Source organism: uncultured Sphingomonas sp., from assembly GCF_964250165.1.
Classification (GTDB): domain Bacteria; phylum Pseudomonadota; class Alphaproteobacteria; order Sphingomonadales; family Sphingomonadaceae; genus Sphingomonas.
Window position 1 is genome coordinate 1 of record NZ_CAXUEK010000123.1, and the last position, 4,776, is coordinate 4,776.

Sequence of the window (4,776 nt, forward strand, 5' to 3'; positions counted from 1 at the left end):
TGATGTAGAAATGTCCCGCGCCATAGGTGATGACGCCGGGGATGACGGGCTTGAGCCCCTCGCTGACGAATGCCTGGAGGACATGGCTCTCGATCGGCAGCCGCAGGCCGGCCAGCGCCGCGACGCGCGACGACATGCCCGCCACCGCCATGCCGACCTTGCCGGCGCGGATCGCGCCCCGGTTGGTCTCGACGCCCGTCACCGCGCCCGACGCATCGCGCAGGAAGCCCGTCACCTCGCAATTCTGGATGATGTCGACGCCCCGGTCGGACGCGCCGCGCGCATAGCCCCAGGCGACCGCGTCGTGCCGCGCGGTGCCGCCGCGCGCCTGATAAAGCCCGCCCTGGATGGGAAAGCGCGCCTGGTCGAAATTCAGGAACGGGGCCATCTTGCGCACCGCGTCGCGGTCGAGCAGTTCGGCATCGACGCCGTGCAGCCGCATCGCGTTGCCGCGCCGCGCGAAGGCGTCGCGCTGGCCGTCCGAATGATAGAGGTTGAGCACCCCGCGCTGGCTGACCATCGCGTTGTAGTTGAGCTCCTGCTCCAGCCCCTCCCACAGCTTCATCGACCATTCGTAGAACGGCTCGTTGCCGGGCAGGCCGTAATTGGAGCGGATGATCGTCGTGTTGCGGCCGACATTGCCGCCGCCGATCCAGCCCTTCTCAATTACCGCGACGTTGGTGATGCCGTGCACCTTGGCGAGGTAGAAGGCGGTGGCGAGCCCATGCCCGCCGCCGCCGATGACGACGATGTCGTAGCCGTCGCGCGGCGCCGCGTCGCGCCATGTCGGCGACCACGCCTTGTGGCCGGACATGGCGTTCTTCGCGAGACTGAGAAACGAGAAATGCTTCATGGTGCCGGCGCCGAAGAGGGGCTTTGCTCAATCGCAGCGTAGCGGCTATCCGGGTACTGGCTTGCCCAGGAATGCCACGTACATGGCCGTCAACGACATCGCCGACGAAACCCGCACGCTCGGCCTGCTGCTGATCGACGGCTTCGCGCTGATGTCCTACGCCTCGGTGATCGAGCCGTACCGCGCCGCCAACGTGCTGGCCGGGCGCGCGCTCTACCGCTGGGTCCATATCTCGCCCGACGGGCAGCCGGCGCGCGCGTCGAACGGCGCGACGATCATCGCCGACCGGCGCGTCGGCGAGGCCGTCGCCTGCGATACGCTGTTCGTCTTCGCCGCCGGCGACCCGAACCGCCCGATCAATCCGGCGGTGTTCGCCTGGCTGCGCCACGCGGCACTCGGCGGCACGGTGATCGCCGGCATTTCCGCCGGCCCCTATCTGCTCGCGCGCGCCGGACTGCTCGACGGCTATCGCGCAACCGTTCATTGGGAGCACCGGCCGGCGTTCGTCGAAGCCTTCCCGCAGGTCACCCCCGATCCCGGCCTCTACGTCATCGACCGGCGGCGGGTGACGTGCGCCGGCGGCATCGCCGGGCTGGATCTCGCCGTCGACCTGATCGAGCGCGAGCAGGGCCATGCGCTCGCCGCGCAGATCGGCGACTGGTTCCTCCAGCGCGAACCGCGCGAGGCGGACGCGCCGCAGCGGCTGACGCTGCGCGCGCGCTACGCCATCGCCGACGACCGCGTGCTGCGCGTGCTGGCGGCGATGGAGGCGTCGGTCGAGGACCCGGTATCGCCGGCCGCGCTGGCACAGATCGCCGGCACCTCGGTGCGGCAGCTGGAACGGCTGTTCGCCCGCCTGACCGGGGAGACGCTCGGCCGGCATTATGTCCGCATCCGGCTGACCAGTGCGCGTCAGCTACTGCGGACGACGCGGATGCCGATCACCAGCGTGGGCCTGGCCTGCGGCTTCAAGAGCAGCAGCCACTTTTCCCGCGTCTATGTCGCGCGATACGGCAAGCCCCCCAGCGCGGAACGGCGGCAGTCCGCGGGGGTGCAGTAGGACGCCACCGCGCCGTCGGTCTTGCCGAGCGGCCTTCGCCCCAGTTCCGTCCGTTGAACGTTTCGCATACGAGAATGATCTTTCCGCCGACGCGTCTTCCTAGTATTGCCTGTCGACCTAAGGAGAAGAGCATGTCCACAGAGCAGGACGGCAGGCGTGGATTCGACGCCGTGGACCTGGACGACATCCCGGGCACGACGATCTTCACCACGGCGCGCTCTCGCCAGGCGTATCACCTGCATCGCTTCTGCATGTCGCTGATGCAGGCGGACAACCGCGCGGCGTTCAAGGCCGACGAGGGCGCCTATCTCGATCGTTTCCCGATGACGCCGGCGCAGCGGCAGGCGGTGCTCGATCGCGATTTCAACGCGCTGATCGCCACCGGCGGCAACATCTATTTCCTCGTCAAGATCTCGAACACCGACGGCTGGAGCGTGCAGCGGGCGGTCGGCAGCATGTCGGGCCTGAGCGCGGAGGAATATGGCGCGATGATGGTGGCCGGCGGCCGGACGCCGCAGGGCAATCGTTCGATCAAGGCCAACGCCGCCGGCGCGGCCGGCGACGCCAACACAGGAGGCTTCTGACATGGCGCGCATCACCGCCGGCGTGGCTACCAGCCACGTCCCCGCAATCGGGGCCGCGATCGACCTCGGCAAGACCGCCGAGCCCTATTGGGCGCCCGTCCTCGCCGGCTATGCCGCAAGCCGCGCGTGGGAGCGCGCCGCCAAGCCGGACGTCGTGGTGCTGGTCTTCAACGATCATGCGACCAGCCTGATGCTGGAGGTCGTGCCGACCTTCGCGATCGGCTGCGCCGACCGCTACAAGCCCGCCGACGAAGGCTGGGGCGCGCGGCCGGTGCCGGTGGTCGAGGGCCATCCCGAGCTCGCCGCGCATATCGCCGAGAGCCTGATCATCGACGAATTCGACATGACGATCCTCAACGACATGGACGTCGACCACGGGCTGACGGTGCCGCTGTCGCTGCTGTTCGGCGAAGTCGACGCCTGGCCGGTGCGCGTCGTGCCCCTGATGGTCAACGTCACGCAATATCCGCCGCCATCGGGCGATCGCTGCTGGCGGCTGGGCGAGGCGCTGGCGCGCGCGGTGGCCAGCTTTCCCGAGGATCTGAACGTGCAGGTGTGGGGCACCGGGGGCATGAGCCACCAGCTGCAGGGCCCGCGCGCGGGACTTATCAACAGCGCGTTCGACCGCGATTTCCTGGACAAGCTGACCGCCGACCCCGAGGCGCTGCGCCGCATCACGCGGCTGGACTATCTGCGCGAGGCGGGATCGGAAGGAATCGAGCTGATCATGTGGCTGATCATGCGCGGCGCGCTCGGCCGGGACGTGATCGAGCGGCATCGCTTCTATCACGTGCCGGCCTCGAACACCGCGGTCGGCCATCTCGTGCTGGAGCCTGCATGACAGGGCTGTCCGACGACGGCCGCCGCGCGATCGAGGCAGACTGCGCGCGGCTCATCAACCTGTACGCCAACCTCAACGACGCGGCGCGCTGGCCGGAGGTGGCGGCGCTCTATGCCGAGGACGGGCTGATGACCCGGCCGACGGCGCCCGATGCGCCGGTCGTCGGCCGCGCCGCGATCCTGGCGGCGTTCACCGCGCGCCCGCCGCGCACGACGCGCCACGTCTGCGCCAACATCGTGATCGACGTCGACAGCGCCACGGCGGCGCGCGGGCGCAGCGCGATGCTGCTGTTCACCGGCGGCCCGACCCCGCTGGTCGGGGGATTCGAGGACCGCTTCGTGCTGACCAACGAGGGGTGGCGCTTCGCCGCACGGCGCGGGTCGCTCGACTTCGCGCCATGATGCCCTACCCATAGCGGCGATGGCCGATCCGCCGCCGCCCGCGACCGTCAAATCCGCGACCCGCACGCTGGACATCATCGAATATGTCGTGTCGCGCGGGCAGCCGATCATCGCCCAGGAGATCGCCGCCGCGCTGCAGATTCCGGTCAGCAGCCTGTCCTATCTGCTGGGCACCCTGGTCGAGCGCGGCTATCTGGCGCGCACGGGGCGACGCTATGCCGCGGGGCCGGGCCTGGAGCGGCTGCAGGCGCGCGACCGCGTGTTCACGCTGGCCGATCGGGTCGCCCCCCTGGTCCGGTCGCTGCGCATCCAGCTGAACGAGACCGCGTCCTTCTTCATCCGGCGCGGGTGGACCGTCGAGGCACTGGTCACCGAACCGAGCGATCACGCGCTGCGCTATGCCGTGCAGACCGGCGCCCGTGCCCCGCTCCACGCCTTTTCGGGCGGCAAGGCGCTGCTCGCGGCGTTGGGCGAGGCGGACTTGGCGCGCTATTTCGCCGAAGCCGACCGGGAGGCTTTCACCGCCACGACCATCACCGGCGAAGCGCCGTTGCGTGCCGAGCTCGCGCGCATCCGGGCGACGGGCGTCGCCGTGACGCGCGAGGAGCATACGCCGGGCATCGTCGGACTGGGCCGCATCGCGACGATCGACGGCGAGATGGTCGGCGCGTTCAGCGTCGCGATCCCCGTCGTCCGGTGCGACGCCGAGGTCGAACGTCGCGCCGCCGACCTGCTGACGCGCACCGCCGGCCTGCTTGCCGCCATGGGCTGAGGAGCGGCCGCGGCCGCCCCTCGAGCGATCACGCCGTCTGGCGCGTCCGCCAGCTGTCGGCGTAGCTGTCGCGCGCCACTTCCGAATAGGGCGCCGGGCTGACGGTGGCGCGGATTTCGGTCTGGACGTGCCGTTCGACCGTCGGCTTGCGTGTGCCGCCGTCGGGCTCGCCCCAGAGCAGCGTCACCTGCGTCCCCGGCGCGGCGAACGCCTCGTCGACCATCGCCAGCGTCAGCATCTTGCCCTCGTTCGAGCTGTAGCCGAT

6 protein-coding genes and 1 pseudogene are annotated in these 4,776 nt (G+C 70.0%); 5 read left to right on the plus strand and 2 right to left on the minus strand.

Annotation, left to right across the window (positions count from 1 at the left end):
• Positions 1 to 853: FAD-dependent oxidoreductase (locus tag ACFE64_RS15050; RefSeq protein ID WP_375393270.1), on the minus strand; the 853-nt coding region annotated here is incomplete at its 3' end.
• An 82-nt stretch (positions 854 to 935) separates the two neighbouring features.
• Here ACFE64_RS15050 and ACFE64_RS15055 point away from each other — a divergent pair.
• The 5 genes from ACFE64_RS15055 to ACFE64_RS15075 all read left to right on the plus strand — a co-directional run bounded on the left by ACFE64_RS15055 (position 936) and on the right by ACFE64_RS15075 (position 4,511).
• Entirely contained in the window at positions 936 to 1,913 is a 978-nt protein-coding gene (locus tag ACFE64_RS15055) for a GlxA family transcriptional regulator (protein ID WP_375393271.1), read from the plus strand.
• 131 nt (positions 1,914 to 2,044) lie between these two features.
• On the plus strand, positions 2,045 to 2,497 hold the full coding sequence (gene ligA / locus ACFE64_RS15060; RefSeq protein WP_375393272.1) for a protocatechuate 4,5-dioxygenase subunit alpha: 453 nt from the start codon (positions 2,045 to 2,047) through the stop codon (positions 2,495 to 2,497).
• Between the two features lies 1 nt (position 2,498).
• Entirely contained in the window at positions 2,499 to 3,338 is an 840-nt protein-coding gene (locus ACFE64_RS15065) for a class III extradiol dioxygenase subunit beta (protein WP_375393273.1), read from the plus strand.
• Entirely contained in the window at positions 3,335 to 3,739 is a 405-nt protein-coding gene (locus ACFE64_RS15070; protein WP_375393274.1) for a nuclear transport factor 2 family protein, read from the plus strand. The genes ACFE64_RS15065 and ACFE64_RS15070 overlap by 4 nt, the downstream gene beginning before the upstream one ends.
• Before the next feature lie 19 nt (positions 3,740 to 3,758).
• Positions 3,759 to 4,511: an IclR family transcriptional regulator gene (locus ACFE64_RS15075; protein ID WP_375393275.1), complete on the plus strand. Its 753-nt coding sequence runs from the start codon at positions 3,759 to 3,761 to the stop codon at positions 4,509 to 4,511.
• A 28-nt stretch (positions 4,512 to 4,539) separates the two neighbouring features.
• On the opposite strand, the pseudogene ACFE64_RS15080 reads toward ACFE64_RS15075, so the two are convergent.
• A pseudogene (locus ACFE64_RS15080) lies at positions 4,540 to 4,776 on the minus strand (aminomethyl transferase family protein); the annotation flags it as partial.

Excerpts from the sequence above, each read along its gene's own strand:
- ACFE64_RS15055 (WP_375393271.1), top strand. The coding sequence starts at position 936 with ATGGCCGTCAACGACATCGCCGACGAAACCCGCACGCTCGGCCTGCTG.
- ligA (WP_375393272.1), top strand. The coding sequence starts at position 2,045 with ATGTCCACAGAGCAGGACGGCAGGCGTGGATTCGACGCCGTGGACCTG.
- ACFE64_RS15065 (WP_375393273.1), top strand. The coding sequence starts at position 2,499 with ATGGCGCGCATCACCGCCGGCGTGGCTACCAGCCACGTCCCCGCAATC.
- ACFE64_RS15070 (WP_375393274.1), top strand. The coding sequence starts at position 3,335 with ATGACAGGGCTGTCCGACGACGGCCGCCGCGCGATCGAGGCAGACTGC.
- ACFE64_RS15075 (WP_375393275.1), top strand. The coding sequence starts at position 3,759 with ATGGCCGATCCGCCGCCGCCCGCGACCGTCAAATCCGCGACCCGCACG.